The organism is Myxococcus xanthus, from assembly GCF_006402735.1.
GTDB lineage: Bacteria > Myxococcota > Myxococcia > Myxococcales > Myxococcaceae > Myxococcus > Myxococcus xanthus_A.
Window position 1 is genome coordinate 1359982 of record NZ_CP017174.1, and the last position, 25034, is coordinate 1385015.

The window sequence follows — 25034 nt, forward strand, 5'->3', positions numbered from 1 at the left end:
GTGCGCGGTGACGCAAGAAGCGGGCGGTCATGGGCGGCGGGCCGGGCCCATGGTACCCAGGCGCCGCCTGCGAGGAGGTTCACCCCGGTGGACGTGGACGTCAGTGCGCTGCACCTCATCCTGCTGTGCGTCGCCGCGCTGATTGCCGGCATGGTGGATGCCATCGCGGGGGGCGGTGGGCTCATCTCCCTTCCCGCGCTGCTGGCCGCGGGCCTTCCGCCCCACGTGGCGCTGGGCACCAACAAGGGGCAGTCCGTCTTCGGCTCGTTCGCCGCGCTGGTGCGCTTCTCCCGCGCGGGGCTGGTGGATGGGAACCTGGCGCGGGTGACGTTCCCCTTCGGCCTCGGTGGGGCCTTCGGGGGCGCGGCGCTGGTGCTGCTGGTGAAGCCGGAAGTGCTCAAGCCACTGGTGCTGGTGCTGCTCATCGCGGTGGCGGTGTTCCTCGCCTTCCGCAAGTCACCGCGTCCGGGGGACACGCCGGAGCCCGGGCCGCCCGCGCGCGCACGGGCCATTGGCGCGCTCATCGCGTTGGTCATCGGCACCTACGACGGCTTCTTCGGACCGGGGACGGGGACGTTCCTCATCGTGGCCTTCTCGTCCCTGCTGGGACATGGCCTGGCGCGCGCGTCCGCGGATGCGAAGGTGGTGAACTTCGCCTCCAACCTCGCCTCCGTCGCGTTGTTCGCCTTCAAGGGCGTGGTGCTGTGGAAGGTGGCGCTGCCCATGGCCGGCGCCCAGTTCGCGGGCGCCTACCTGGGCGCGCACCTGGCCGTGAAGGGCGGCGACAAACTGGTGCGCAAGGTGGTGCTGGGCGTGGTGCTGGCCCTGGTGCTCAAGCTGGGGCACGACGTGGTGACCGCCTGAGAGGCCGTCACCCCGCCGTCAGCCGATGTGCACCAGCAGCGCCTCACGGCGCTTCGCCACGGCGGCCATGAACTTCTGGAGCTCCTCGAAGTAGGAGAGCAGCTCCTCCAGTGGATCGACCTCGGCCTCGGGCTCATCCCATGTCCCGGGGTAGATGTCCTGGGCCTGCATGGCGGACGCGTCGTAGCGCGCGCGCAGCGTCTTCCCCGTCACCTGCTGCAGCGCCGTGGCCAGGGCCTGCACCTGGGCCGGCGTGAAGACGCGCGCGGTGCCTTCCTCGGAAGGGATGTCGCCCACGTCCTCGCCGCCACGCACCAGGAAGTCCAGCGGCGCGCTGCCTTCCCACGGCGTTCCGGTCAGCAGGTACTGGAGGCCATGCCACGCCTCGCCGATGTCCAACTCCAGGAACGCCGAGCCCTTCGGGTCACCGAAGTCCTCGTCATCGTCGACGAAGTCCTCCAGCCGTTCGGGGGCCTGGAGCAGGGCAACGCGTTGGGCCTCGGTGGCGCTGCGCAGGGTGCAGAGCATCTCCATGGAGCTATTCCACCACCACCAGCTTGGCGTTGTTCTCCACGGCGGTGCCTTCCTTGGCGAACAGCTCCGTCACCTTGCCCGCCTTCGGGCTCTTGAGCTCGTTCTCCATCTTCATGGCTTCCACCACCACGAGGCCCTGGCCCTCCTTCACCTCGTCGCCCACCTTCACCAGCACCTTCACCACCTTGCCCGGCATGGGCGCGGTGACCAGCTGCTTGCCTTCGACGGAGAAGGCCGCGTTGGCCGCGCGCAGCCGGAGCCGGCGTTCATCCGCCACGTCGATGCGGTTCACCTGGCCGCGCAGGAGCACGCCAATCTCGTCGCCGTTCTCCTCGAACTCGACGTTGTACGACTGGCCGTCCACCAGCATGGACAGCGTGCCGTGCTCCAGCGCCAGCGCGTCCACCTGGTACGTGGTGGCGCCCACGGTGATTTTGAACTGGTCGTTCCCCAGGGGCTCCAGGTCCACCGGAACCGCTTCCTTCTGGCCCTGCTGCTTCGTGAAGTAACGCATGGAAGTCCTTCCGAGCTGGGGGTTAGCGGCGCGCGCGCAGCGCCTGCTTCCAGGGGGAGACGCCGCCGTTGCCACCGCCCTGGCCGCCACTGGCGCTGGGCAGGGTCTTCGCGCGCTTCTGGTCCTTCTGGTACGTGTGCACCACGCTGGCCAGCAGCGCCATCTCGCTCAGCTTCGGGTCCTCCGCGCCCAACAGTGCATCGTGCTGGCGGGTGAGGAAGCTGGTGTCGTAGTCGCCCTCGATGAACTCGGGGTGCGCCAGGATGGCCTTCAGGTAGCGGATGTTGGTCGTGATGCCCTTCACCACGTACTCGGACAGCGCGCGCTGCGTGCGCGCGATGGCCTCGCGCCGCGTGGGGGCCCACACGGACAGCTTGGAAATCATCGGGTCGTAGACGTTGGGCACCGTGTACCCGGGGAACACGCCCGAATCGTCACGCACGTTCGGTCCACCGGGCACGCGCAGATACGTAATCTTGCCCGGGCTGGGCATGAAGTTGCGGCTCGGGTCCTCCGCGTACACGCGGACTTCAATCGAGTGACCGCGCGGCGTGGGGGCCTCGGTGAGGCCGAGCTTCTCGCCCTCGGCGGCCTTGATCTGCATGGCCACCAGGTCCAGGCCCGTCACCCACTCCGTCACCGGGTGCTCCACCTGGAGGCGGGTGTTCATCTCCAGGAAGTAGAAGTTGCGGTGCACGTCCACCAGGAACTCCACCGTCCCGGCGCCCACGTAGTTGACGGCCTTGGCCGCCTTCACCGCGACCTCGCCCATCTTCGCGCGCAGCTCCGGCGTGAGGATGGGGCTGGGCGTCTCCTCCACCACCTTCTGGTGCCGGCGCTGCGCCGAGCACTCGCGCTCGTTCAGGTGGATGGTGTTGCCGTACTGGTCCGCGAAGACCTGGATCTCCACGTGGTGTGGCTTCTCCAGGTACTTCTCGATGTAGACGGCGTCGTTGCCGAAGGCGTTGAGGGCCTCGCTCTTGGCGGCGCGCCACGAGGACTCGAAGTCCTCCATGCGCTCCACCTTGCGCATGCCCTTGCCACCGCCGCCGCCCGCGGCCTTGAGCATGACGGGGAAGCCAATCTTCTCCACGTAGGCGCGCGCTTCTTCGACGGAGGCGACGGGCTCGGTGGTGCCGGGCACCACGGGCACGCCCGCTTTGATCATGTTCGCGCGGGCGCGCGTCTTCTCGCCCATGGAGTCCATGGCGGAGGCGGGCGGGCCGATGAAGGTCAGGCCTGCGGCGTCACACGCGCGGACGAAGGCGGCGTTCTCGGAGAGGAAGCCGTAGCCGGGGTGGATGGCATCCGCGCCGGCCTGCTTCGCGGCGTCGAGGATGCGCTGCTGCACCAGGTAGCTCTCACGCGAAGGCGGGGGCCCCACGAAGATGGCCTGGTCAGCCGTGCGCACATGCAGGGCGGAGCGGTCCGCCTCCGAGTACACCGCCACCGTGGCGATGCCGAGTTCCTTGCACGTGCGCATCACCCGGATGGCGATCTCGCCGCGATTGGCGACGAGCACTTTGCGGATCTTGGGCATGGGGCCCGTCTAGCACGGGGCGACCCTGTTTGCCGCCTCTACTTCCGGGTGTTGAGGTACTGCTCCATGTAAGCGCGAGCCTGTGTCAGCTTGGCCTCCACGAAGCGGTCGTCCTCGTCCGGCTCCGGCGGAGACGGCGGACCCGACCGTCCAGGTTCGTTGCCGAAGTCGACCGCGGCAGCCAACAGGTTGCGTGCCGCGTTGCCGCCGCCGAAGAGGCGGGCCAGCATGCCCGTCTCCACGTCCAGCCAGCGCGCCGCCTGCCGGATGACGTCCAGAACCTCACCTTCCACGGCCTTGGACGGGCGCCCCGGGCCGCTGATGCACGAGCGCGCGTAGCTGTGCTCGCGGTCCACGAAGAGGCCCAGCGCCCGGTCCCGGAAGTCCTGCGCCAGCGCCTGACTCATGGCGTCGAGCTGCTCTTCCAGGAAGGGCTGCTCGGACTTGCGCGCCTTGCGGCCAGGGGCGGGCGGGAGCTCCAGCTCGACGGCGTGCCAGCCGGCATCGGCCAGCCCCTCTGGCGGAGGCTCCACCCACTTCACCTCGGGCGTGGCCAGGTCCACCGCCTCGCAGACACGCTTGAGCGTCTGCCGCAGGGCGGTGAGGTTTCCTTCGACGTCGGAGAGAAAGAGGATGAGGCGACGGTGGGACAAAATGAGATTCCTTTCCTGGCCCCTGTAAGCCCGTTCGTCACCCCCAAATTTCCCCCTTCGCGCGCGCCTGCCTGCCCTGCTGGCGACAGAGGGCGGGCAGGCGAGGGCTGGAAGAAACCTAGAGCGGGATGTTGCCGTGCTTGCGGGGGAGGTTCTCCTGGCGCTTGTCCTTCAGCAGCTCCAGGGCGCGGATGAGCTTCGCGCGCGTCTCCTCCGGACGGATGATTTCGTCGATGTAGCCCAGCTCGGCCGCCTTGAACGGGGTGGCGAACTTCTCGCGGTAGTCCGCCGTCAGCCGGGCCCGCTCGGCGGCGGCGTCCGGGGCATTGAGCAGCTCGTTGCGGAAGATGATGTTGACCGCGCCCTCGGGGCCCATGACGGCGATTTCGGCGGTGGGCCAGGCGAAGTTCATGTCCGCGCGGATGTGCTTGGACGCCATGACGTCATAGGCGCCGCCGTAGGCCTTGCGGGTGATGACGGTGACCTTGGGGACGGTGGCCTCGGCGTAGGCGTACAGCAGCTTGGCGCCGTGGGTGATGATGCCGCCCCACTCCTGGTCGGTGCCGGGGAGGAAGCCGGGCACGTCCACCAGCGTGACGAGCGGGATGTTGAAGCAGTCGCAGAAGCGCACGAAGCGCGCGGCCTTGATGCTGGCGTCGATGTCCAGCACGCCGGCGAGCACCGCGGGCTGGTTGGCGACGACGCCCACGCTGCGCCCGTTCATGCGCGCGAAGCCGATGACGATGTTCTTCGCGAAGTGCTCCTGCACCTCGAAGAAGTGCTTGTCGTCGACGATGGCCTTGATGACTTCCTTGATGTCGTAGGGCTTGTTGGGGTTGCTCGGGACAATCGTCTTGAGCGACTCCTCGGCCCGGAACGCGTCGTCCTCGCACGGCTGGACGGGCGCCTCTTCCTGGTTGTTGGAGGGCAGGAAGGAGAGCAGCTCGCGCGTCATCACGATGGCGGCCTGCTCGTTCTCCGCCGCGAAGTGGGCCACGCCGGACTTCTGGTTGTGCGTGACGGCGCCGCCCAGCGCTTCCTTCGACACCTCCTCGTGCGTCACCGTCTTGATGACGTCCGGGCCGGTGATGAACATGTACGAGGTGTCCTTCACCATCATGATGAAGTCGGTGATGGCCGGCGAGTACACCGCGCCGCCCGCGCACGGACCCATGATGAGCGAAATCTGGGGCACTACGCCGGAGGCCAGGGTGTTGCGCACGAAGATGTCCGCGTAGCCAGCCAGGCTCTCCACGCCTTCCTGGATGCGCGCGCCGCCCGAGTCGTTCAGGCCGATGACGGGCGCACCCACGCGGGTGGCCAGGTCCATGATCTTGCAGATCTTCTGCGCGTAGGCGCCCGACAGCGAGCCGCCGAAGACGGTGAAGTCCTGGGCGAAGACGAAGACCTTGCGGCCTTCCACGGTGCCGTAGCCGGTGACGACGCCGTCGCCGGGAATCTTCTTGTCGCCCATGCCGAACTCGCTCGAGCGATGGGTGACGAACTTGTCCAGCTCGCAGAAGGAGCCGGGGTCGAGGAGCAGGTCGATGCGCTCGCGGGCCGTGAGCTTGCCGGCTTCGTGCTGCTTGGCGATGCGGTCGGCACCGCCACCCAGCTCAGCCTGCTTCTCCATCTTCTCGAGACGCGCGCGGAGGGGGTCCTTCTCGGGAGTCTGGTCCATGGGGCGCGTCTAGCATGATTGGGGCGGGGACGCGCTGCCTGGATTCCTGGCGTCCATGGCGGAACGCCTGGGGTCGTCAAGCACTGCATCCACCGCCGCCAGGTCCAGGCCGTAGCGCTGGCGGACCTCCACCAATGGCGCCTCCCACATCTGTCGCCAGGGTGCCCCGAAGAGCAGCCGGGCCCGTTGTCCCAGCAGCCAGCCCCGGACGATGGCGCGCATGCGCTCCTCGCGCTGGGAGAACGCATAGAAGAGGGTGTTCGTCAGGCCGCCCGCGAGGATGCCCAGCGCGAAGGGGCTGCCCACCTGGGCCAGGCTGAAGGCCTGGATGCCCAGCTCGCCCGCCACGCTCGTCGGAAAGCCGGTGAGGACGTGCCAGACGTCATGGGATTCGAGCAGGTGCGCGCGCACGTACTCCTCGTCGGTCCGCGCCTCCAGATAGGGCAGTGCGTCAGGGTTCACCTGGTTCGCCTCCAGGTGGTCGACGAAGGCACGTCCCAGGGTGTGCTCGGGCAGGGCGCGCAGCGCGGCCAGGTGGAGCAGGCCCACGCGCGGGCGTTCGATGAAGGACTGGGCCGCGGAGGCGTGGCGCATCAGCCGCTCCACCAGCCGCCGCATCGCCACGGGGGGCGCGAGCACCGGGGCCAGACCCAGGACGTCCTGGAGTTTCTCCGGGTCGCGGAGGGCCCGTGCCATCCGCCATGCCGTCCACGCATACGCGACAGGATTCCACATGGTGCCTCCAAGGCGGGGGGACGCTGGGGCCGACCCGTCCAGCGTATGTGGGAGGCGCAAGGGCGGGGCGGGGTGGCCGCGGCCGTGCTCGCGGGTGGACATCCCGAAGGCCGAGGAGCGGACACTCAGGGGGCGGGCAGTCGGCCGGGCCGCTTCCAGGTCCGTGCGCGCCGGGTGGAGGGGACGGAGGTTGAAGCCATAGGAGGGTCGCCATGCGTGCCGCGCGAGGTTCCTTTCAAATCGGCTCGTTCCGCGGCATTCCCGTCCGCGTCCACTTCTCACTGTTGCTTGTCCTTCCGCTGCTTGCGTTTCTGTTCGGCGGCGCCTTCCGGCGCGCGGCGGAGGTGGCCGAAGTCCCCCCGGAGCGACTCGGCGGCTCGCCTGCGCTGTGGGGGCTGGTGGTGGCGTTGGGCTTGTTCGCGTCCGTGTTCATTCACGAACTGGCGCACACCGTGTACGCGCTGCGCCGTGGCGGGACGGTGCGCTCGATTACGTTGATGATGGTGGGCGGTGTGTCGGAGTTGACGGAGGCGCCGCCGCGTCCCCGGGACGAAGCGCTGATGGCCGCGGTGGGGCCGCTGACGAGCATCCTGCTGGCGGTGCTGCTCGGCGGCGCGACGTGGCTGCTCCAGGAGGCGCGCTCGTTCAACGTCCAGTTCGCGTTCTTCTACATGGCCAGCCTGAACCTGTTCCTGGGCGTGTTCAACCTGCTGCCCGCGTTCCCCATGGATGGCGGGCGCATCGTCCGCGCGTCGCTGGCGGGACGGCTGGGGATGGTGCGCGCGACGCAGGTGGCGTCCTGGCTGGGACGCGGGTTCGCGATGCTGTTCGGCGTATGGGCGGTGCTGTCGTTCAACCCGTTCCTGGCCGTCATCGCGTTCTTCATCTTCATGGGCGCGCAGGGGGAGGCGCAGCAGGTGCGGATGAAGACGACGCTGGAGCGTGTGCCGGTGGCCGACTTGATGACGCCGCGCCGGGTGGGCGTGGACGCGGGGGCGTCGCTGGAGCAGGCGCTGTGGGACTTGCGGCGTGAACGGCTGTTGCTGCTGCCGGTGACGGAGGGCGGAAGGCCGGTGGGGCAGGTGTCGCTGGAGACGGTGAGGGGCGTGCCAGATTCGGAGCGCATGACGCGCACCGCGCGCGAGGTGATGGTGCCCGCCGTGGTGGTGCGGCTGGATGAGGATGGGTGGACGGCGCTGCGGCGCATGGCCGAGGAGGAGAGGCCCCAGCTCGTCGTGGTGGAGGCGGATGGGGCGCTGGCGGGGACGCTCGACGTGAACGACGTGCAGCGCGGTATGGAGCTGTATCAGGCGCGCGAGGAGCGCAGTGGTCAGCAGGAGCGGCGGTGGCGGCAGGAGCGGCCGGCGTGACGGGACTCATGTGGGGTTGAGGTGCTGGCTCGGTGGCCTCCTCCGCCGCCGGGGCGAGCGCGTCGGACGCCTCCCGCGGGGGCGCGGTGCGCGGTGTCGTTTGGCCGACAGCGGCTCCGGCGGTGTCCGCGAGCGCACCTCGATGCCAGGCGCGCGTCCCTGCCGTGGCGATTGAATCTGGAGGAGGCCCAGCACCGCCGGAACAGTCCACTCCGGCGATGTGTTACATGGACCTTCGGCACCAGGCAGGCGATGGCCGCGGCGGGATCCTCCCAGCGCGACTCCAGGTTTTCCGGCGGTGACCCTGGCGGCGTGAGAGCGGGTGGACGTTGTCGCAAGCAACGAAGGCGAAGTTTCTCGAGTCGGGGCCCTTCCTCCAGGACCTCCGGGCGCGGGTGGAGGTTTATCTGGGGGCGAGCGGGCGCTCGCCTCGTGACCTCCCGCGCATGTACGCGAAGACGGTGGTCATCCTGGGCTGGTTCGCGGCCTCTTATCTCTGGCTCCTCTTGGGAGCCTCAGGCCCGTGGGGGGCGGTCGCCGGGTGCGTGTCCCTGGGGCTGGCCATCGCGGGCGTGGGGTTCAGCGTCCAGCACGACGCCAACCACGGAAGCTACTCGGTGCATCGGGGCATCAACCGGATTCTCGGGTGGACGCTCGATGTCATCGGTGGCTCGTCCTATGTGTGGAGCTGGAAGCACAACATCTTCCATCACAGCCACACGAACGTGGTCGGGCTCGATGAGGACATCGATATCCAGCCGCTGTGCCGGCTGGCTCCTGGCCAGCGGCTGCACACGGCGCATCGCTTCCAGCATGCCTACATCTGGGGGCTCTACGCGCTGCTTCCCATGAAGTGGCACTTCATCGATGACTTCAAGGACCTGGTCACCGGACGCGTGGGACGGCAGCAGATGCCGCGCCCCGGCGGGCTGAAGCTGGCCGGGGCCCTGGGCGGGAAGCTGCTGTTCTATGGCTGGGCCATCGCGCTGCCGTTGTTCTTCCGCCCGCTCTGGCAGGTCGCGCTGTGTTACGCGCTCGCCTCGTTCGTGCTCGGGCTGACGCTGGCCACCGTGTTCCAGCTGGCGCACTGCGTGGAGGAGGCGGACTTCTCCCTGCCGCCGGAAGCCAACCGTCCCTTCTCCCGTGACTGGGCCACGCATCAGGTCGCGTCGACAGTGGACTTCGCACGAGGCAATTCGCTGGTGAGCTGGTACCTGGGAGGGCTGAACTTCCAGGTGGAGCACCATCTCTTCCCTCGGGTGTGTCACCTGCACTACCCGGCGCTTTCGCGCATTGTCGAGGACACCTGCCGGGAGCACGGCATTCGCTACCGGGCGAACGAGAGCGTCGGTGCGGCGTTGAAGAGCCATGTGCGTTGGCTCAAACGGATGGGGCAGCCAGCCATCGAGGGGGCGGTATGAGTGACGAGAAGGTTCGGTACGGGCGGGCACAGAAGTTCCGGCTCTCGGCCAAGGGCACGGAGGCCGTGGCCTCCTATTCCGCCGTGATTGAGGCGGCCAGGTCCGGCAGCGGCCGCGCCCAATTCGACGCGGCTCGGGCCAAGTGGGGCGCATCCCTCGGGCTTGCCGCGGATGACGGGCTCTATCTGGTGGAGTTCGAATCGGGCGGGCGCACCGTCTCCGAGGCGGCACGCAACCTTGAGGACTGCGCCACCTCCGCGAAGGCGGTCAAGGACGCCGTCGAGCGGTTGTTGAAGTGCGGCATGCTCGAGCCCCTGCCCGCGCCTCCTGTGCCCGCGGCGCCTCCCCGCCGCTACTGGTAGGCCCGCGACGCCAAAGAAGAAGGCGGGCCACTCCCGCTCGAAAGCAACGACTCGCCGACGATGCGCTGGCTGTGGCGGATGCCGCCGTCGGCGGCGCTGTCATCGAACGTCTGGCTGAACCGCGCGCGCGTGTGCGCGTCCACTCCTGCGTGGGCCGCCACGCGATCGTCGGCCGGTGCCGCGCAGGTCGCGTCCTTCTCGGCGAAGCCCCAGCGGGTCTGGCTCCCATCTTGAGCACGCAGCCCGGAGAGAATGTGCGCGCAGGGCGGGCGAGCGTGAGGGCCATGGCGGCATCCCAACACTCGGGATGCGCCAGGGAACGGTAACCCGGCACGGTGAGTCTCTGCTTGTGTTGCCTACCTGGTGCGTTGCATATGGGATGCGCAGGGCGGCATCCTGGACACTTTCAGACGAGGCCGCCGCCCGGTGCCATCGCGGGCTCGCGCCACGGCGATGTGCCCTCGATAGCGGCGGGTTCGGAGGATTGCCGTGAGCGAGCCCGGAGGTTGGCGGCGTGAATGGAGGGTTGTCCATGAATGAGGCGCGTGTAAGCTGCTATTCATGGAAAACGAGCCATCCTTGCATTGCTGTGCGATGTGGGGCCCACTGGCAGCCATTGTTCTCTCGGCGCTGGGGTGTGGCGGGAGCGCTCATTCCACTGCGGCCCGTCAGCCCGTGTACTTGGCCCAGGCGCAGTGCGGCCCCATGGATTCGACGGTGAGCTGCTGCGTGAAGATGCACCCGGCCACGCCTGAGCGCTGCGGGCTGACGGCCTCGGAGGCGAGCAAGTACCTGGTTCCGATGAAGGCCGTCGAGTCCGCGTCCGAGGCCAGCGAAGAAGCCATCCCCGGGTGGAAGCAGGTGTGCATCGACGCCTATGCCCAGTGTCAGGAGCAGGCCTGGTCAGGCTCTTGTTACGACTGCTTCCGGTATTGCGAAGGGCAACACGAATGGCCCGTGGACAAGTGCCGCCGTCGCAAGGGAGGCGAGTGAGTCCATGGCCGAGTCGATTGATTGGGACCCGGTGCGTGAACTGGCGCGTCGCGTGGAGGCCGGTGAGCCGCTGTCGCTGACGTCCGAAGTGCGCGCCTTGCTCCTTCGTTCGGCACGGGAGGTGGGCATTCCCGAAGAGGATGCACATGCCGCCGTCGCGGGCGTCGCCACGGCGACAGCGCTTCTTCACGAGACTCGCCGCCGCATTCGTGATGGCTCGCAACGTCTCATGCGCGCGCTGACAGGGGCCCGCCGGCTTCGGGACGCGGGCGACGCCGCTGGCGCGCGCGCGCTCCTGGAAGACGTGCTCGCGGTGGAGCAGGTGCCCCTCTATCGCGAGCAGGCCGAGTTGGCCCTGGACGACATGGAGTGAGTTGCCCTGTCACATTCGGACAGGTTCCCAGCGGCGATGAAGGGGCTGATTCTTCACGGGCGTCATGCCTGGCTTCGACACGCCAGGTAACAAGGAGTCGTGGGTGGGGACCCTCCGATGCCTCGGCCGCGCTCAGGCCGCCGCAGTGCTCACGCCGTAGTAGTGCTGGCTCAACTCCGCCTCGCTATTGAATCGCGGGTATTGCCCCTGCTTCAGCGACGAGGCATCCGGAAGCGCGTTGGCGTTGGTGCGCTCCAGCATGTCCGCCAGGAATCGCGCATAGGCCTCACGCGGCGCCACCCCCGGATAGAAGTGGTTCAGCGCGAGCCCCGCGACGTTCACCCGCAGCACCCGCGGTCCCTCGTTGGCGCTCCCCCAGGAGAGCACCAGGTCGGTGAGCATGGTTTGTCGCGGAGGCGTCCCCGGTGGCCCGGCGACGGGCAGCATTCCCACGGCAATCGCCAGCACCTCCGTCATGGCCATCGTCCGGCGTTGACCATTGGCGGCCTCCACGGTGAGGGCCATGTCCGTCATGCTCACGATGCGGCAGGGGAAGACGCGCGGCGGCGCGGGTGGTGCGTCCACGGTGGGTGTTGGCGCAGCGTCCCGCTTCTTCCATGCGTTCTCTTTCAGCACCCGCGTGATTTCGGCGTCCAGCTCCCGGACCCGGTCACCCGCCGTCGCGGCTTCTCCCGTCAGCAGCGGCTTGGCGCGCGCGAGGTAGCCCGCTGCCCGCTCGAGGTCCTTGTAGTGCGCCATCCGCAGCTCCGTGGCGCGGATGAGTGCTCGCACCGCGATGATGCCCGCGCCCCCGCCCGCCACGCTGTACAGGGCTTCCGTCGTCTCCAACGAGGCCGGTGGCGCGTCTTCCGTGTCCAGCGCCCGCGCCAGCTTCCACGCGGAGGCGGGCCGCAGCGCGTCGATGGGCAGCAGCGAGACCAATGGCTCCATCGCGAACCACAGCGCGTCCGTGGAGGAGCGACCCGCGAGCGTATGGAGCGCCCGCTCCACCCGCGCCGTGCCGGCCTGCGTCTCGCCGTCCTCCAGCTCCATGCGGCCCAACGCCAGCAACGCGTCGGTGTGGTCCGGCTGCGTCTTCAGCAAGCGCTGGAAGCCCGCCCGCGCGGCCGTGCGGTCTCCCTGGTCGAGCGCCGCCTGGGCCTCCGCCAGCCGCGGGTCGGCCACCCAGCCACCCTGCTTCGCGGCGAGCGCGGGCGCCACCACCCGCTCCTCCAACCGCGTGACGCGCAGCAGCGACGCGCCGGCGAAGCCGAAGGCGAAACCGCCGATGTGGGCCATCACCGCGACGCCCGTGTTGTTGCCCAGGAGGTAGTAGTTCAGCACCTCGTTGCCGAACCACAGGCCGCCCCAGACCCAACCGGGAACGGGGAAGGTGCCTCGGAAGATTTTCAGCAGCCAGACGAAGTAGCCGATGCGGACCCGTCGCTGGGCGAAGCGCAGACAGAAGGCGCCCATGCATGCGGCCACGGCACCGGAGGCACCCACCATCACCGACTCCGACGAGGGGTCGATTGCATAGTGGGCCACGCCCGCCACCAGCCCGCCCACGACGTAGAAGCCCGCGAACAGCGGCCGGCCCCAGGCATCCTCGAGCAGCAGGCTGGCCACGTAGAAGAACAGCAGGTTTCCCAGCAGGTGCATCCACCCCAAGTGGAGGAACATGTACGTGAGCCAGCCGGGCTGAACGAATCCCCGCGCGGGCACCAGGGAGAAGCGCGAGAGCAGGCTCGAATCGTGCTGGGCGATGAGCTCCTCGCAGCGCTCATTCAGTCCCTGCTGCCGGTTCGTCACGCTCTCCGCTCCGTCGGATTCCGCGGCGCGTTGGCGCATGTTGCGCACCAGCCTTCGGCCCGAATCGGACAGCAACCGCTCCGCACACGCGGGAGGGAACTCCAGGTCTGGGTGCTCGAGCGACTGCTCCAGCAGGGAGCGCAGCTCGTTCTCACCCACGCCCATGGGGGCGGACGGCACGACCCAGGAGATGAAGAAGGCCACGACACAGATGGCCGCGATGGTGATGGACACCCGAGGCAGACGCTCCAGCTCGGTGTTGTCCACCCCCAGGGGCAGGAACAGCATCATGGCGTGGTTTCCCCCCTCGCGTGTTGAGGGACTGACATACCACGGAGGAGGCTCGCTACGGCGCGTCACCCGCGCCGCCGCTCCAGGTTCGAGCGCCTACTGCGGAGGCAGCGGCCAGGTCAGGGACACGCGGTGGGCGCCACCGGGGGCGGCGTCCATCCACCCGGTGATGCGCTCGCTGCGGGCCAGCAGCGGCCCCAGCTCCGAGCTGGCCGCGAAGAGGGCGGCAAGCAGCTCATCCGCCAGGATGTCCGTCAGGGAGATTTGCGCCAGTCCTCGCGCCACCCGCTTGGGGTCCACGGCGAAGTCCACCGGGTGCTCCGTCTTCGTGCCCGTCGCCGTTAGCGCCGCCAGCGTGGCCTGGGTCACCGACTCATCGTTGCCCAGGACGAGCTGCTTGCCCTTGAATCGCACGAACACGTTGCCGGCCTTGAGCGGGAGCTTCCAACCGTCTTCCAGCACCTGCACGTCCGGGAACTTGCCCAGCGGGGCCAGCGCGGCCTTCACCGCCGCGACGTCCGTCACCTCGGCGGCCACGGCCTGGCGCACCGCGAAGAAGCGCGTCGACATCGCGCGCAGGGAGCCGCGCACCTGGACGTGGTCCATGTTCACCAACATGTGGCCAGTGAGCTGCTTCGTCACGGCCTTCGCCATGGACACCATCTGCTCCTTCGGACACGTGGGGCACAGGGCCTGGAGCGTGGAGCGCATCGTGTCCACCGTCTGGAACACCCCCATGGGAGAGATGGACGCCCGCGAGGAGAGCAGTCCCTCCGAATTCATCGCCGCGTAAGGGCTGGTGCCTCGCGGCTGGAAGACCGGCAGCTGCAACTTCGTCGTCACGCCGTCCACCTGCAGCGCGTTGGCCGTGCCGTCCAGGCCCACCACCGTGTTGCCCGACACGACGAATGCCACGCCCGGGACCTTGCCCAGCCGGGCATCTCGCGCGGGCGTCTTGCCCACCAGCCGGACGGACTCCTTGAGCAGGTCCGCGCCGCCTCGCTCGATGGCGCCGAAGGCGCAGACCTCCTTGCCCTTCAGCGCGTAGCCCATGCTGCCGCCCATGTCGCGGTCGACATGCACCGTCGTCACCCCTCCGCGCGTGGTGGGCTTCGCGTCAGCGCCGCCCGCGGCGGTGATGGCTTCGGCGGCCTTCGCCTGGAACAGCTTGGCGTCGGCCACCCGCATGCAGGACACGCGGCCGTCATTGCGCATGGACACGGTGGCCGGACCGGCCGGATCCAGGCCCAGCTCGGACAAGGACTGGGGCCGCGTGGGGTCGATGGCGAGGAAGGGGTGCAGCTCCGTCCGCCACGCCGAGGGACGCAGCAGCGCGGCGTGCTGGCCCGCGCGCTCCAGGAACGCGGCCAGACCCGTCAACGCATCCACCTTCGGCACATGGACGAGCGTCTGCGCCGAAGCGGCGGCACGGGGAGCGGGGGCCGTTGCCAGGGTGGCGGCCAGGACGAGCGAGGAGAGCATGTCTCCGTGAGAACAGCCGGGCTCCCACGCTGTCAAGGAGGAGTCGCTGAGGCTCTGGCCCTCGTCGTGGCCCATGCGTCGCGCCGCACGCCACCACCCCAGCGCGCGACTTCTTCGCGCACATCGCGCGGCAACCGCGCAGCGTCCGTGCCGTGACAGTCCCTGTTGCTCATGCAGCGCCTTGTGGGGCGGGCTCGGTGCCATGGTCGACTCACCGAGCGCTCGCGGCCCGCTCGGCTGTCTCGGGGACGAGGCGGAAGCGTCTGTGGCCGGTGCAAGGGCTGCTTGCCCTCAAGCGGTGAAGGCAAGGTGGGCTGTGCACGCTTGCTGGCTCGGGCGGGATGTGTCCGGCGACGCCCCGTCCGCCGCTCGCGCTTGAGTCGGCAGGGACTCAGCTTGAAGTGCCTGTCTGTTCTGTCCTGTGTTCCTTGGAGTTCTTCGGGGATGGACTCCCGAAGAAGGGAGTCCCGCTCCGGAGGGCGCCGCATGTTGCCGCGATGGTTGATTCCCCTGCTGAGTGTGTTGCTGGCCGGATGCAGCGGCCCTACGAAATCCGTACGCCTGCACACAGGCGACAGCGAGCCCCTCGTTTTCGCCGCACGCGCTGGCGATGCCGCCCCAGTGGAACTGGACGAGGAGGACTTCGCTGAGGCCGTAGCCGCTCTGGCCCGGAGCGTGCGGCCATTCGCGCGTCCCCAGGAAATGGCTCGGCGGTTGTTCGAGGTGGATTCGCGCAGTGGTTCGTATCTGTACGAGACCCGCAGCCACCGTGTCATCCCGCTGGGGCCGGGCGAACACCTGGAGGCCGAACAGCCCGCGACAGAGGTGGAGTTGACTCGCGCCTACCTGCGCTGGTGCGAGCGCACGAACAATCCCGGTGATTGTCTGCGCCTCTTGGTTGAGAACCCCACTGTCACTGGGGATGGCCGTTACGCCCTGGCCATGGCTCTTGCCCAGGGCGCGGTGCTGGACGAGATGCGGGGAGCCTTCAAGGACATGGCCGACCCCCAGGCCATGATGTCGGCGGTCCTTTGGACGTGGACCACGTACTGCATCTTGCTCGCGGTGCCCGAGCCGTTCTCGAAGGGCGCGGCCGCCGTGATGACTGCCTCGCTCATTGCCTATGTGGGCGTCGATACGTTCTGGAGCCTCATCGTGGGCTTCAAGCGGCTGGTGGAGGAGGCGGAACGGGCGACCACGTTCGAGGAGCTACGCGAGGCGGGAGCGCGCTACGGCCAGGTCATGGGCCGCAACGCGGCGCGAGCGTTCGCGATGTTGGCCACGGCCGCGATTGGGAGCACGGCGGCGGGGCTGGGCGCGAAGGTGCCAATGCTCCCCGGCGCCGCGCGGGCGGCGGTGCAGGCCGAAGCCCAAGTGGGCATCAGGCTCGCCGCGGTCGCGGAAGTGGGAACGGTGGTAGTGAGCGCTGAATCCGTCACCATCGCCCTCGCGCCCGGCGCGGTGGCCATGGCTGCCAGAGGCACGGGCGGCTCCCCCGCGAAGGCGCGTCCTACGGGCTACCGGGCCTGGGGCTCGTTCAGTGGCTTCAAGAAGGCCATGGGCCCAGCGGGCAAGAACAAGCAGTGGCACCACATCGTCGAGCAGACCCCGGGCAACGTGAAGCGCTTCGGCCCTCAGTCACTCCACAACACCGAGAACATCATCCCGCTGGATAAGGTCCTGCACGTCGACATCAGCGCGTTCTATTCGTCGATTCGACGCGATATCACCGGCTCCCCATCGACCGTGCGGCAATGGTTGAGCACGCAGTCCTTCGAAGCTCAGCGTGACTTCGGGAGGCTGGCCATCAAGAACATCGGGGAGGGGCTCTGGTGATGACGTTGGAAGAGCTTGTGGAGCAGTTCGCCCAGAACGTGGCCGCGCAGAACGAGGCCATCTTCCGGGGAGACGCCAAGACCGGGAACAAGCACGCCAGGAAGTACGGTGACGCCGTCGACAAGCTCCTGGCCCATGGCAATGCCGGACGTGATGCACTCGCCGTGCTGCTCAAGCATGAGCGAATGGACGTGCGAGTGATGGCCGCCGCACATCTGCTCCGCTATCGGACGGCCGAAGCCAAAGCGGTCCTGGAGGAGGCCGCCAAGGGACAGGGGTTGGTCCCGTTCGGAGCGCAGCAGGCATTGAAGCGCTGGGAAGAGGGAACCTGGGCGCTCGATCCGGAGTAGCCAGGGCCGGCGCGAGCTCTGGCGCGCGGCCTCCGCGAGTTACGCCACGACACCGGGCCGATGTTCGTGACTGCTGTGCCGCACCTGGCCTACAGGCGGCCGGCGTTGGCCCACTCAATCATCCGCTCCGCCAGGTCCTCGGCGTCGCGGCGCAGATGCGCCAGCTGGAGCACGTGATCATCCGTGCACGCCAGCGCCATGCGCAGCACGAGCGAGTCGGCGAAGCGCAGCACCTGCGCGATGCTGATGCAGTCGCGGTCCTCGCTGGTTCCCGCGAAGCGCGCCGCGTCCGCGTCCATCGTCAGGCCTTCCGCCAGCAGCGCCTGCACCAGCGCGGCACGCGCCACCGGGTGCTCGTACTCCGCCGCGTCGCGCAACTGGCGGCGCCACGGCTGCGACTCCCAACGCACCAGCGACGCGTCCTTGGCGCGCTTCACCGGCTGCGTGCGCTTCTTCTTCCAGAATCCCCCAGCAAGCACCGGCCTCGAGACGTTCATCTCCATCACTGCCCCCTCTCCACTACGGGGTCCATCCACAGGCATGAGCGACATGGATGCTGCTCCGTCGGTACCGCGCGTGCTGCTTCCGAGTCCGCCCTGGCGCGGTGGCGGCGGGCCTCGTTTCTGCTGCCCTTTATTACGGCGAGTCAGCATTTCCTTGACTCACCCCAGGGCGCCAAAGGGTTTCATCCGGGCGCCATCCCGGCGTTGACAGGGGGCGGGGGGCTCGGGACAGTCCTCGCGCCATGCCGACCTACCCCTCCACACCCCGTGAGGCGTTTCACCTGCTGCGCGCACTGTCCGAGGACCTGTCCCATGCGGACAGGCGCCCGCGCGCGCTGGCCGAGCTCCGCGAGCTGGCGGAGCTGTCTCGCCACCAACCCGAATCGGCGCCGCTGCGGCTGGTGACGGTGACGGTGACGGTGGGCGCCTCGCAGGAGCGGTTGGAGTTGTTCCTGCTGCCGTCCATCTTCGCTCCGGAGGCGTGGGCCTACACCTTCCTGGAGGGCCTGCTGAGCGTCCCGCTGGATGAGTATGCGGGAAAGCGGCTGGTGGAAGTCGGCGCGGGCTCGGGATGGATTTGCATCGCGCTGGCGAAGTTCACCCGGCTGGCGCACGTGCATGGCGCGGACCTCAATCCGCATTCGCCCGTGGTGGCGCGCTGCAACGCGTGGCTCAACGGAGACGAGGCGCTGGCGTCGCGCCTGTCCTTCGGGGAGAGCGACCTGTTGCGCGGGATACCTTCGGATGCCCCGTGGGACTTCGTGGTGGGCTGCATTCCGCAAGTCCTCCGGGGCGAGGAGGATTTGCCCTCCGAGCTGTCCCAGGCCGACGAGCAGGCGCTCTACGACTTGTCCAACTACTGCACGCTGCAGAACGTCTACGAGGACCACTTCGGGCTCGGGCTCATCGCGCGATTGCTGGACGAAGCGCCGGAGCGTCTGTCGCCCACCGGACGGCTGCTGCTCAACCTCGCGGGCAGGCCAGGGCGCGTCATCATCGAGCGGATGTTCACCCGCCGCGGCTTCGACACGCGCGTGCGGGTGGCTCGCCGGGTGATGCAGGCGGCGGACACGGACATCCGTCCCCTGGTGGCGCTGGAGCAGCGCACTGGCCGCGAGTTCGAGTTCTTCATGGAGGCGCGCAGCCCGGAGCCGCTGCGGGCGGCCACCGCGCTGGGCTGGCTCCAGGCCGGGAACCCGGTGTGGCACGAGGTGGCGGTGTGGGAGGCGCGGCTTGCGCTGCCTCGCGAGACGCTGGCGCTGCGGGCCGCACTGCGCGAGCTGGGCGCTTCCGCGTTGCAGGAGGAACTGGACCTGGGCGCGGCGTCGGCGGAGCAGCTGGGCTTCGTGGCCGACCTAGCGGCGCGACTGGCGCGGGGACCGCTGATGCCCTACGCGCACGAAGCGGGAGACGCGTCCTTCCGCCGGCAGGTGGTGCGCTACCTGGACCGGTACTTCGGGCTGCGGCTGGCGGAAGAGGAGGTCTTCGTCGCGCCCGAGCGCGAGCAGGCGGTGTACTCGCTGCTGATGGCGACCTGCGACGCGGGCGACGAGGTGCTGGTGTCGCGCAACCTCCATCCGCTCTACGCCCGTGCGCTGGAGAAGGCGGGTGTGCGCGCCACGGTGACACACACGTCGCTGGCGGAGATTCGCCGGTTGTTGTCCGCGTTCGACGTGAAGATGGTGCTGCTCACGGTGGAGAAGGGGGAGCGCACCAACCTGTCCGTGCTGCGCGACATCGTCGCGGAGGCGGCGCGCCGGGGCATCTGGGTGGTGCTGGACGAAAGCGCCTTCTTCAACATCACCGGCGGCGTGGAGCCGCACACGCTCTTCGAGTTCCTGGCCCGTGAGGCCCACGCCCCCAACCTGGTGGTGCTCTATGGCCTCATCAAGAACGCGGTGTGGCCGGACCTGGAGCTGACGCTGCTCATGCCGGTGCCGCAGCCGCTGCGGGGGGACTTGGAGGCCGCGGCGGAAGTCACGTACTCGCGCATCAGCACCCTGGCGCAAGCGTTCTACGAGCGCACCTTCGCTGACTTGCTGTCGTTCCGCATCTCCTTCGCGGAGCCGGAAGCGCCCGCGCCGCGCGGGCCTCCGGTGGTGACGCTGCCCCGCTCGCGACGGATGGCGCGGCTGATGACCTTCCCCGCGTTCGCGCCCAAGGTGTTCCGCGAGGACGACGCGGAGCTGGTGCGTCTGGATTACGGAGAGAACGAAGGGCCGCTGCCGCCTCCCTTGGTGGAGGGTCTCATCGCCGCCGGTGTCGCGCCGCGCGAGCCCGCACCGCAGACAGGGCTGGTCGAGGCGGTGTCGGCCTTCCTGCTGGAGTCGCGCGCGGTGCGCTACGCGCCGGACGAGCTGGCGGTGGCGCCGGGCGTGTGGCCGCTCATCCACCACCTGGGCGTGGCGCTGCGCCAGCGGCTGGGACGCACGCCGCGCGTCTATGTGTCGACGCCGTGCTACGGCGTGTTGCCGCCCACCTTCGTCTCCGCGGGGTGTGACGTGGAGCAGGGGCCGCTGTCGGGGCTGCTGGCCCGGCGAGGGCAGGGCGGTGGCGTGCCGGATGCCATCGTCGTGTCGCAGCCGTCGAACCCCTCCGGTGTCTACCTGGCCCGCGAGGAGCTGGTGGCCCTGGCCACCTATGTGGTGGAGCAGCGCTGTCTGCTGGTCTCGGACGAAATCTTCGGACTGGTGAACCTCACCAGCCCCACCGCGGAGACGGTGCCCAGCCCCGTGACGCTGGAAGGCGCGGTACCCGGCATCGGCGCCCGCACGGTGCTGCTGGGAGGACTGTCCAAGGAGTTCGCGGCCGGTGGGCTCCGCGTGGGGTGGCTCGCGACGAAGGACCGGGCGCTGGCCGCGGCGGTGCGTGACAGCGGCCCTGGGGTGCTCCACCTGATGACGGCGCGCGCGGCGGCGTACCTGTATGCGGCATATGCCCGCAGCCCGGATGGCCAGCTGCTGTATCCCGCACGGCACCGCACCCTGCGGTCCTTCCTGGTGAAGATGCGGCGGGAGCTGGCGGAGAAGCGCGAGCTGCTGGCCGGAGCGCTGCCAGGGGATGGGCGCTCGGACGCGGGGGACGCGGGCGGACTCTTCTTGTCGCCGCGGATGACGGCATGGCTGGGGCAGGAGGTCGACGGGGTGCGGCTCACGCCGGAGAACCTTCCTCGCGTGGTGTACGAGCACACGCACGTCGTCCTCAATGGCGGCCCGTGGTGTGGGGATCCGGAGCGGGCGCGGGCCGTGTTCTCGATTCCCCGGGACGCGCTGCTCCGGGCGCGTGAGCAGCTCTTGCGCTTCGGCGCGAAGCTGCGCGGCGGGCCTTCCGAGTCTTGAGGCACGGGCCCCGCACGGACACTGTCCGGGGCCCATCGCTTGCCTCCGACTGAAAGGCGGGTCGCGAGCAGGTGGGGGCGGCCGTCACAATTCCGCCTCCGGAAAGTGGTGCCAGTACCTGGGGGGCGTGGGATGGCCGAGCCGGCGCAGCGCAATGCCATCGAGTTGATGAACGTCCACAAGTCCTTCGGCGCCCAGCACGTGCTGCGGGGCGTGGACCTGGTGGTGCCCACGGGCACCACGTGCGTGCTGCTGGGCGTGTCGGGCTCTGGGAAGACGGTGCTGATGAAGCACCTGGACGGCCTGCTGCGTCCGGACCGCGGCACGGTGCGCGTGGACGGCGAGGACCTGGCCTGGCTGGATGCCGCGGGGCTCGAGCGCGTGCGCCGCAAGATGGGCATCCTCTTCCAGGGCGGCGCGCTCTTCGACTCGCTCACCGTCGAGGACAACGTCGCCTTCCCGCTGCGCGAACGGCTCCATCTGGTGGAGAGCGAGGTGCGCGAGCGCGTGCAGCGGGTGCTGGCGCTGGTGGGCCTGGAGGACGCGGCGAAGCAGCGCCCGGGCGAACTCTCCGGTGGCATGCTCAAGCGCGCCGCCTTTGCCCGTGCCGTGGTGCTGGAGCCGAAAATCCTCCTCTATGACGACCCCACCGCGGGGTTGGATCCGCTGAGGACCCAGTCCGTGGTGGACGTCATCCTCACCGGCAAGCACCGGCTCCATGCCTCGGCGCTCGTCATCACCCCGGACGTGGCCTCCGCCTTCCAGGTGGGTGACAGCCTGGCGCTGCTCCATGAAGGACGCATCATCGAACACGCCCCGCCCGAGGCCTTCCGCCAGTCCCAACACCCCGCGGTCCAGGCCTTCCTCCATGACTGGCTGTCGCGCCGTGCGCGCGCTTCCGGGCATGCCTCACCGCCGCTGCATTGAGCGCGAGGCTGTTCACCGGGGGACACTCATCCCGTCCCCTCGCTGGATGGTGCTGAACCTGTAAGTCCAGCATGCTCAGGAATCCCGGTGCTTTGTCACGCCGGGAGGCCCGTCCGAAGGACCCACGCATCCGGGGGGATGCCACATGCCCAATCTGCTCGACATGCCTCGCCAGGCATTGATGGACCTGCGTTCACGGCTCAGCCATTCGACGCTCGTGTCCCAGCTACCGCGCAACGTCGTGCCGGACAGTCTGTCCCTGTCCAGTCCGGCGCCTCAGGATTTCGCGCTCGCGGACCCGGAGCGGGTGGAGGCATGGCGGAGAGCCTGCGAACGGTATGTGCGGCCCGGGCAGGTCGTCATGGATGCGTGCACCGGAACGGGCCTGCGGACCTTCCTGGCGGCCAGCCGTCAGCCGAAGAAGCTGTACGCGGTGGATGGCTCGCGGCTGCTGGACACGGCGCAGTGGGTGGCGCGCCGCAACGGGCTGGAGCACATCGACTTCGTGCGCGCGCAGCCCTGGCAGTACCAGATGCCGGAGAAGGTGGACGTCCTGCTGCATGAGTTGCTGGGCGATGCCCTCTTCGACGCGGGGCTGGTCCCCCGCATCCTGGACCTGCGCAACCGGGTCCTGAAGCCCGGAGGCCGCATCCTGCCCAACCGCTTCGAGGTCTTCGTGGAGCCGGTGCAGCTGCGGGACGAGGCGTGCATCCCCTTCATCTGGAGCCAGCGCTTCCCCAGCGTGGACTACAGCTGCCTGCAGACGCTGCGCGAGGCGATGAACCCGTCCTACTTCACGCGCGTCATCCGCTCCTACGAGGTGGACCACCTGTTGTGCGACCCGGAGCCCGCCTTCGCCTTCGACCTGGAGACGATGGTGGCCGACGGCCTGCCGCACCGCGTGCGCTTCTCGCGACCAGTGGTGGACGAGGGGCGCGTGGACGGCTTCTGCCTCTTCTACAAGGTGGCCTTCGACGCGGAGCTGTCCTTCAACGTGTCGCCGCTGCGAGGGCAGAACTACGCGGGGATGATGCTCTTGCGCGTGGACTCGCGGGATTTCGAGCGCTTTGAAACGCTGTCCTTCGAACTGGACATGGTGGAGCACGCCGACGTGCGCACCTGGCGCTGGCAGTTCACCTGAGAGCAGAGTTCCCACCCGCAGTGCTGGCGGGTGGACAGCTCCCGCGGCGGGGAGGGTCCGCGGGAGCAGAGGGCGTGGCTAGCTTGCGTTGAGGCATGTCCTCTTCCCGACTCCTCCCTGTCCTGTTCCTGGCGCTGGGCGCCGTGCTTCCAGCCGCGGCCCAGACGTCCTCGTCGCAGCGTCCGCGCACGGTGGCCGGCGTGTGCGGCGCCACCAACTGGGCTTGCGTGGCCGAGTGCATCGACGCCGAGTGCGTCGACACCTGCATGCGTCAGGACTGTGAGCAGGCGCTGGAGCGGCTCAAGGCGTGTACCCAGAAGGCGGGCTGCGCGCCGAACGATACCGAGTGTGGGCCCAAGGCCTGCCTGCCCATCTGCCAGCGCTCCTTCGAGCCCGCCCCGCCCAGCCCCGAGAAGGAGGTCCCGGCGCCGTGCGAGGGCGTGAAGGCACCGGGGGCGGCGCCTCCCAATGCGCTGGTGGGGACCTGGACGCTGGTGGCCGCCAGCCTGCCGGAGGACGAAACCGTGCGGGAGGAGCGCATCGAGCCCCAGCCTCGTTCGGACTACGCGCGCTCGTTGCAGGTGACGCCGGCGGGCTGCTTCGTGCTGCGCACCTCGCTGGAGGCTGCGACGCTGGGGCAGGGCAACTCGCTGGTGGTCCGCGCCTGGGGCACGCTGGACGTGTCGGGCAAGGACCGGGTGCGGCTGCGCACGCGGGACGGCCAGGCGGTGGGCCCGGTGTGTGGCGACAAGCGCGTGATTCCCCTGGCGGGACCGAAGCTCAAGTTTCTGGGGAACGCCTATGTCTGGGACCTGGAGAAAGGCGTCCTCACGTTGATGGTGGACGACGAGACGAAGCAGACCTTCCAGTTCGAACGTGCGACCCCGGAGAGCGGAAAGAAGTAGAACGGCCTTCACCGGGAGGTCGTGAGACATGGCGGCGCAGCAGCGGATGGCGAGTGTGGACGCGCTCTGGTTCCACATGGAGGAACCCGCCAACCTGATGATGATTACCGCCGTGCTCTGGTTCGAGGGCCGGCTGGACTTCGAGCGGTTGAAGACGGTGGTGCGGGAACGGCTGGTGGAGCGCTACCCCCGCTTTCGCCAGCGCGCGGTGGCGGGACTCGTGGGCCTGCCGCAGTGGGAGGAGGTCCCCGAGCTCGACCTGGACTGGCACCTGTCGCGGCTTGACGTGCCCCCGCCCGGGGACCGCGCCGCGCTGGAGTCGCTGGTGGGGGAGTGGATGAGCACGCCCCTGGAGCGCTCCCGGCCGTTGTGGCAGTTCCATGTCATGTCGGCCGCGGACGGGCGCGACGTGCTGCTGGCGCGGCTGCATCACTGTCTCGCGGACGGCATGGCCCTGGCGCGGGTGCTGCTGACGCTCACGGATGGGGCGGAGGCGGAGATGGCCGCCGAGGCGCCCGAGCCCGCGTCGAGGCCTTCAACCGGTGGGCTCGCGAGCTGGGTGCGCGGTGCTCGGGCGGTGGCGGGGACCGCGCGCGCGGTGTGGCGCAAGGGCGCGGAGCTGGCCGCGGAGCCGATTCTCGCGGGCGACCTGCTGGTGCAGGGCGCTCGGGGCGCCGCGGCCATGGGCAAGTTGTTGGTGATTCCGCCGGACCCGCGCACGTCACTGCGGGGGCCGCTGGGGACGCAGAAGCGCGCCGCCTGGTCGGACCCGGTGCCGCTGGAGCGAGTGAAGGCCGTGGGCCGCGCGCTGGGCGGCACGGTGAATGACGTGCTGCTGGCTGCGGTGGCGGGCGCGCTGCGGCGCTACCTGGAGTCGCTGGGCGAGCCACCCGAGGACCTGCACGCGCTGGTGCCCGTGAATCTGCGGCCTCTCGACGTGCCCGTGCCTCGCGAGCTGGGCAACCACTTCGGCGTCGTCTTCCTTCGGCTGCCCGTGCAACTGGGCACGCCTCAGCGCCGGTTGCAGGAGCTGACGCGGCGGATGGAGCGGCTGAAGCGCTCGCCGGAGGCGGTGCTGACCTTCGGCGCGCTGGAGTTGCTGGGGTACACGCCTGCGGCGCTGGAGCGGTGGGTGGTGGATACCTTCGGCGCCAAGGCATCGTTGATTGCCACCAACGTGCCCGGCCCGCGCGCGGCGGTGTCCCTGGCGGGCAGCCGGCTGGAGGGCCTGACGTTCTGGGTTCCCCAGACGGGTCATCTGGGGCTGGGCGTAAGCCTCTTCAGCTACGCCGGGCAGGTGACGGTGGGCGTGGCGGCGGACGCGGGCCGGGTGACCGACCCGCACGCGCTCATCCAGGCCTTCCACGAGGAACTGGATGCGCTCGCGACCGAGCGTGACTGAGGAATGA

At 69.2% G+C, this 25034-nt stretch carries 23 protein-coding genes; 13 read left to right on the plus strand and 10 right to left on the minus strand.

Annotated elements, in window-relative coordinates:
• Positions 1-87 precede the first annotated feature (87 nt).
• Entirely contained in the window at positions 88-864 is a 777-nt protein-coding gene (locus tag BHS09_RS05810) for a TSUP family transporter (protein ID WP_140787998.1), read from the plus strand.
• 18 nt (positions 865-882) lie between these two features.
• On the opposite strand, the gene BHS09_RS05815 is transcribed toward BHS09_RS05810, so the two are convergent.
• The 6 genes from BHS09_RS05815 to BHS09_RS05840 all read right to left on the minus strand — a co-directional run bounded on the left by BHS09_RS05815 (position 883) and on the right by BHS09_RS05840 (position 6521).
• Positions 883-1398: a YfbM family protein gene (locus BHS09_RS05815; protein WP_140797399.1), complete on the minus strand. Its 516-nt coding sequence runs from the start codon at positions 1396-1398 to the stop codon at positions 883-885.
• A gap of 4 nt (positions 1399-1402) precedes the next feature.
• A complete protein-coding gene (locus tag BHS09_RS40085; RefSeq protein ID WP_140788002.1) occupies positions 1403-1912 on the minus strand; it encodes a biotin/lipoyl-containing protein in 510 nt (169 codons plus the stop codon).
• A gap of 22 nt (positions 1913-1934) precedes the next feature.
• Entirely contained in the window at positions 1935-3452 is a 1518-nt protein-coding gene (gene accC / locus BHS09_RS05825) for an acetyl-CoA carboxylase biotin carboxylase subunit (protein WP_140797400.1), read from the minus strand.
• Positions 3453-3490: 38 nt separating this feature from the next.
• On the minus strand, positions 3491-4105 hold the full coding sequence (locus BHS09_RS05830) for a hypothetical protein (RefSeq protein WP_140788006.1): 615 nt from the start codon (positions 4103-4105) through the stop codon (positions 3491-3493).
• A gap of 118 nt (positions 4106-4223) precedes the next feature.
• On the minus strand, positions 4224-5786 hold the full coding sequence (locus BHS09_RS05835; RefSeq protein WP_140797401.1) for an acyl-CoA carboxylase subunit beta: 1563 nt from the start codon (positions 5784-5786) through the stop codon (positions 4224-4226).
• Between the two features lie 9 nt (positions 5787-5795).
• Positions 5796-6521, minus strand: coding sequence for a Coq4 family protein (locus BHS09_RS05840; RefSeq protein ID WP_237080203.1), 726 nt, complete (start codon positions 6519-6521; stop codon positions 5796-5798).
• Between the two features lie 212 nt (positions 6522-6733).
• Between BHS09_RS05840 and BHS09_RS05845 the strand changes: the two genes are divergently transcribed.
• The 3 genes from BHS09_RS05845 to BHS09_RS05855 all read left to right on the plus strand — a co-directional run bounded on the left by BHS09_RS05845 (position 6734) and on the right by BHS09_RS05855 (position 9674).
• Entirely contained in the window at positions 6734-7891 is a 1158-nt protein-coding gene (locus tag BHS09_RS05845; protein WP_140797402.1) for a site-2 protease family protein, read from the plus strand.
• Between the two features lie 329 nt (positions 7892-8220).
• Positions 8221-9312, plus strand: coding sequence for a fatty acid desaturase family protein (locus tag BHS09_RS05850; protein WP_237080204.1), 1092 nt, complete (start codon positions 8221-8223; stop codon positions 9310-9312).
• Positions 9309-9674, plus strand: coding sequence for a hypothetical protein (locus BHS09_RS05855; RefSeq protein ID WP_140797403.1), 366 nt, complete (start codon positions 9309-9311; stop codon positions 9672-9674). The genes BHS09_RS05850 and BHS09_RS05855 overlap by 4 nt, the downstream gene beginning before the upstream one ends.
• On the opposite strand, the gene BHS09_RS38520 is transcribed toward BHS09_RS05855, so the two are convergent.
• Positions 9665-9817 carry a hypothetical protein gene (locus BHS09_RS38520; protein WP_161604851.1) on the minus strand — a complete coding sequence of 51 codons (153 nt, stop codon included), beginning with the start codon at positions 9815-9817 and terminating at the stop codon, positions 9665-9667. The two genes, BHS09_RS05855 and BHS09_RS38520, sit on opposite strands and share 10 nt — an antisense overlap.
• A 562-nt stretch (positions 9818-10379) precedes the next feature.
• On the opposite strand from BHS09_RS38520, the gene BHS09_RS05860 reads away from it, so the two are divergent.
• The gene (locus BHS09_RS05860; protein WP_225909758.1) at positions 10380-10667 is read left to right on the plus strand and encodes a hypothetical protein; all 288 of its coding nucleotides are present in this window, start codon (positions 10380-10382) and stop codon (positions 10665-10667) included.
• Between the two features lie 4 nt (positions 10668-10671).
• Complete coding sequence (locus BHS09_RS05865) at positions 10672-11040, plus strand: DUSAM domain-containing protein (protein ID WP_140797404.1); 369 nt, start codon at positions 10672-10674, stop codon at positions 11038-11040.
• 132 nt (positions 11041-11172) lie between these two features.
• Here BHS09_RS05865 and BHS09_RS05870 read toward each other — a convergent pair whose 3' ends face one another.
• Entirely contained in the window at positions 11173-13143 is a 1971-nt protein-coding gene (locus tag BHS09_RS05870) for a rhomboid family intramembrane serine protease (protein WP_140797405.1), read from the minus strand.
• A 96-nt stretch (positions 13144-13239) separates the two neighbouring features.
• Entirely contained in the window at positions 13240-14625 is a 1386-nt protein-coding gene (locus BHS09_RS05875) for a hypothetical protein (RefSeq protein WP_237078066.1), read from the minus strand.
• A gap of 486 nt (positions 14626-15111) precedes the next feature.
• Here BHS09_RS05875 and sitA5 point away from each other — a divergent pair, with 486 nt between their 5' ends.
• Both sitA5 and BHS09_RS05885 read left to right on the plus strand, forming a co-directional pair.
• On the plus strand, positions 15112-16461 hold the full coding sequence (gene sitA5 / locus BHS09_RS05880; RefSeq protein ID WP_140797406.1) for a SitA5 family polymorphic toxin: 1350 nt from the start codon (positions 15112-15114) through the stop codon (positions 16459-16461).
• The gene (locus BHS09_RS05885) at positions 16461-16811 is read left to right on the plus strand and encodes a DUF2019 domain-containing protein (protein WP_140796355.1); all 351 of its coding nucleotides are present in this window, start codon (positions 16461-16463) and stop codon (positions 16809-16811) included. Before sitA5 ends, BHS09_RS05885 begins: the two co-directional genes overlap by 1 nt.
• A gap of 89 nt (positions 16812-16900) precedes the next feature.
• On the opposite strand, the gene BHS09_RS05890 is transcribed toward BHS09_RS05885, so the two are convergent.
• A complete protein-coding gene (locus BHS09_RS05890; RefSeq protein WP_237078067.1) occupies positions 16901-17314 on the minus strand; it encodes a hypothetical protein in 414 nt (137 codons plus the stop codon).
• 242 nt (positions 17315-17556) lie between these two features.
• Between BHS09_RS05890 and BHS09_RS05895 the strand changes: the two genes are divergently transcribed.
• The 5 genes from BHS09_RS05895 (at position 17557) to BHS09_RS05915 (ending at position 25027) form a co-directional block, all read left to right on the plus strand.
• A complete protein-coding gene (locus tag BHS09_RS05895) occupies positions 17557-20652 on the plus strand; it encodes an aminotransferase class I/II-fold pyridoxal phosphate-dependent enzyme (RefSeq protein WP_140797407.1) in 3096 nt (1031 codons plus the stop codon).
• A gap of 132 nt (positions 20653-20784) precedes the next feature.
• Complete coding sequence (locus tag BHS09_RS05900; RefSeq protein WP_140788025.1) at positions 20785-21579, plus strand: ABC transporter ATP-binding protein; 795 nt, start codon at positions 20785-20787, stop codon at positions 21577-21579.
• 145 nt (positions 21580-21724) lie between these two features.
• Positions 21725-22720: an SAM-dependent methyltransferase gene (locus tag BHS09_RS05905; protein WP_140788027.1), complete on the plus strand. Its 996-nt coding sequence runs from the start codon at positions 21725-21727 to the stop codon at positions 22718-22720.
• 95 nt (positions 22721-22815) lie between these two features.
• Positions 22816-23625, plus strand: coding sequence for a hypothetical protein (locus tag BHS09_RS05910; protein ID WP_140797408.1), 810 nt, complete (start codon positions 22816-22818; stop codon positions 23623-23625).
• Between the two features lie 28 nt (positions 23626-23653).
• Positions 23654-25027 (plus strand): WS/DGAT/MGAT family O-acyltransferase, encoded by a 1374-nt coding sequence (locus BHS09_RS05915; protein ID WP_140797409.1) that lies wholly within the window; start codon positions 23654-23656, stop codon positions 25025-25027.
• The last annotated feature ends 7 nt before the right edge of the window (positions 25028-25034 follow it).

Bases quoted from the DNA above. Each gene is read 5' to 3' on its own strand.
- accC (WP_140797400.1), bottom strand. From the start codon at position 3,452: ATGCCCAAGATCCGCAAAGTGCTCGTCGCCAATCGCGGCGAGATCGCC.
- BHS09_RS05910 (WP_140797408.1), top strand. From the start codon at position 22,816: ATGTCCTCTTCCCGACTCCTCCCTGTCCTGTTCCTGGCGCTGGGCGCC.
- BHS09_RS05815 (WP_140797399.1), bottom strand. From the start codon at position 1,398: ATGGAGATGCTCTGCACCCTGCGCAGCGCCACCGAGGCCCAACGCGTT.
- BHS09_RS05890 (WP_237078067.1), bottom strand. From the start codon at position 17,314: ATGGAGATGAACGTCTCGAGGCCGGTGCTTGCTGGGGGATTCTGGAAG.
- BHS09_RS05885 (WP_140796355.1), top strand. From the start codon at position 16,461: ATGACGTTGGAAGAGCTTGTGGAGCAGTTCGCCCAGAACGTGGCCGCG.
- BHS09_RS05865 (WP_140797404.1), top strand. From the start codon at position 10,672: ATGGCCGAGTCGATTGATTGGGACCCGGTGCGTGAACTGGCGCGTCGC.
- BHS09_RS05915 (WP_140797409.1), top strand. From the start codon at position 23,654: ATGGCGGCGCAGCAGCGGATGGCGAGTGTGGACGCGCTCTGGTTCCAC.
- BHS09_RS05840 (WP_237080203.1), bottom strand. From the start codon at position 6,521: ATGTGGAATCCTGTCGCGTATGCGTGGACGGCATGGCGGATGGCACGG.
- BHS09_RS05895 (WP_140797407.1), top strand. From the start codon at position 17,557: ATGCCGACCTACCCCTCCACACCCCGTGAGGCGTTTCACCTGCTGCGC.
- BHS09_RS05855 (WP_140797403.1), top strand. From the start codon at position 9,309: ATGAGTGACGAGAAGGTTCGGTACGGGCGGGCACAGAAGTTCCGGCTC.
- BHS09_RS05905 (WP_140788027.1), top strand. From the start codon at position 21,725: ATGCCCAATCTGCTCGACATGCCTCGCCAGGCATTGATGGACCTGCGT.
- BHS09_RS05860 (WP_225909758.1), top strand. From the start codon at position 10,380: ATGGATTCGACGGTGAGCTGCTGCGTGAAGATGCACCCGGCCACGCCT.
- BHS09_RS05870 (WP_140797405.1), bottom strand. From the start codon at position 13,143: ATGATGCTGTTCCTGCCCCTGGGGGTGGACAACACCGAGCTGGAGCGT.
- sitA5 (WP_140797406.1), top strand. From the start codon at position 15,112: ATGTTGCCGCGATGGTTGATTCCCCTGCTGAGTGTGTTGCTGGCCGGA.
- BHS09_RS05900 (WP_140788025.1), top strand. From the start codon at position 20,785: ATGGCCGAGCCGGCGCAGCGCAATGCCATCGAGTTGATGAACGTCCAC.
- BHS09_RS05835 (WP_140797401.1), bottom strand. From the start codon at position 5,786: ATGGACCAGACTCCCGAGAAGGACCCCCTCCGCGCGCGTCTCGAGAAG.
- BHS09_RS05875 (WP_237078066.1), bottom strand. From the start codon at position 14,625: ATGCTCTCCTCGCTCGTCCTGGCCGCCACCCTGGCAACGGCCCCCGCT.
- BHS09_RS40085 (WP_140788002.1), bottom strand. From the start codon at position 1,912: ATGCGTTACTTCACGAAGCAGCAGGGCCAGAAGGAAGCGGTTCCGGTG.
- BHS09_RS05845 (WP_140797402.1), top strand. From the start codon at position 6,734: ATGCGTGCCGCGCGAGGTTCCTTTCAAATCGGCTCGTTCCGCGGCATT.